Annotated in this window: 1 protein-coding gene; it reads right to left on the reverse strand. The window is 49.3% G+C overall.

The genetic code is table 11. From position 1 onward, the window contains the following. Nucleotides 1-36: 36 nt before the first annotated feature. Nucleotides 37-846 (reverse strand): IS5 family transposase (locus ACOI06_RS14540; RefSeq protein WP_420663310.1); only part of this gene is annotated, 810 nt, incomplete at its 5' end.

Here is an 846-nt window from a genome sequence, read left to right on the forward strand (position 1 = left end):
TTGCGCTTTTTAGGCGCAATTCTGCCCCGCTAAGCCCTATATGGGCGCACCTCGGCCACCACTGGTCGCGACCAAATAGACACCACGCTTGATGTTGTAACAAGCGGCCATCATGAGCATGGAGAAGTTGGCTCGTGCTTGACCAATCGTGCGTACAAACTTACCACCCATCTGGCTGATGGTCGCAAATGGATGTTCTACACGAGCTCTCGTTTTAGAAATACGATGGTTACGCTTTTTCTGAACGCCGGATAGGGATTTAGTGCTTGTCCCACGTTTTTGGATCTGATCCCGAAACCCCTGTTCCTCGAGCGATTCTGATCGAGCTTTCGAAGGGTAACCCCGATCCGCATAGACATCTCGGCTCGTATTGAAACGATCAAGCACGCCATCAAAGTGATTTGTATCACTCTCACAGGCTGTGCTCGTCACAACCTTGCGAATCACTTTGTATTGATTATCTACGTTGACTGATAGCTTGTATCCGAAGTGGCTCTTGCCATGCTTCTTGGTCCAGGTCGCATCGGTATCTTTCTGACTGCGCTTGGCGTCACTCCAGTCAGTAGGGATTTCACCTCGCTTGATCTGTTTATTCTCCTCGCGCGTGTTTCTTTGTATTGGCGCTTGTACCAAGGTTGCATCAATCATCTGGCCCCCACGAGGGATGAAGCCCTTGGCAAAGAGCTGAGACTCCACACCATTGAAGATTTCTCGTGCGCCTTTCTCACCAATACGATTCTCGAAAACCCAGATCGTGGTGGCATCTGGAATAGTTCGTGAATCCGTCAATCCACAGAACCGTTTGAAACTCATGCGATCAAGTAACTGAAACTCCATCTGATCATT

Origin of the sequence: Orrella sp. 11846 (genome assembly GCF_048820935.1) — a bacterium.
Classification (GTDB): domain Bacteria; phylum Pseudomonadota; class Gammaproteobacteria; order Burkholderiales; family Burkholderiaceae_B; genus Algicoccus.